We start from the raw sequence: 959 nt of genomic DNA, 5'->3' as shown, positions 1-959 counted from the left end.
TTGTATTCGTTGGCGCATAAGCGAAAAGGAACTCGATAAAACTTCAATTTCATCACTGTTACTCCTTAATTCCCAAGCATCACTTGTGCCTAGCTCAGCCTCACGATAAGTTCGAATTTCCTGAGCCAGCTTCCTCAGTGGGCTAGTAATTCGCTTGAAAGATAACAAAGCTGAGAAAACGAAGAATAGCGATATTGCGCACATCGCTCCTAAGACAATGCGAATGATATGGCTGCTTTGCAGTGATTCGGCTATCGAGGCAGACTCATGACTAGCGAGCACGATATACAGAAAGCCTTTCTGCTTACCCTGAAAGAAGACAGGCGCGGCAGAGAATATATTGAGTTTATCAGGCTCTCTTGGATTACTCCCCAAGACTGCCTCATTCCCCTCACCCTTTAGCCATGAGTCTATTGCCCGTACATTGACCTGACCTTTATCGATTGAGGCGTCGGGTAGCGCATGCCCTAATACTTGACCATTATTATCCAACAAATAAACTTCAACACTTGGATTGATCATCATGGTATTGATTGCGATCCCCTTAAGTGCCTTTTTATTGATATTAAGGCTGCCATTTTCTCGCTCTGCTTTGTCTAAAAACAAAGGCTCAGATAAATGATCCAGTATGTACGGTGCCAAGTCACGATGGAGCCGCTGGGTAACTTCTTGATGATATTTATCACTGCTCCATAGCGCTAAGACAAAGAACATCCCTGTCACAAAAATACCGATGATAGATATGGTGACAGCCAGCTTTGTATAAAACGGCAGCTTTCGTCTCATCGCACCCTTTTCAATGTTCTTACTCTCCAAAACGATAACCCACCCCCCAAATTGTATTAATATATACAGGGTTTGAAGAATCCGATTCCAGTTTTGATCGCAAGCGATTTATATGAGAGTTAACGGTATGCTCATAACCTTCGTGACCATAACCCCAAACCTTGTCAAGAAGC

The 959-nt window shown here is 43.3% G+C and carries 2 protein-coding genes; both read right to left on the bottom strand.

The genetic code is table 11. The annotated features are described in order from the left end of the window. Positions 1 to 816, bottom strand: an 816-nt coding sequence (locus A3735_RS11030; RefSeq protein WP_156499616.1) for a HAMP domain-containing protein, incomplete at its 3' end; no start/stop codon positions are given. Continuing rightward, positions 806 to 898, bottom strand: a complete 93-nt coding sequence (locus A3735_RS31880; RefSeq protein WP_231882541.1) for a winged helix-turn-helix domain-containing protein — start codon at positions 896 to 898, stop codon at positions 806 to 808. The genes A3735_RS11030 and A3735_RS31880, both read right to left, overlap by 11 nt. Between the last annotated feature and the right edge of the window lie 61 nt (positions 899 to 959).

This window comes from Oleiphilus sp. HI0061, assembly GCF_001635675.1.
This window is presented reverse-complemented; position numbering and strand designations above follow the sequence as displayed.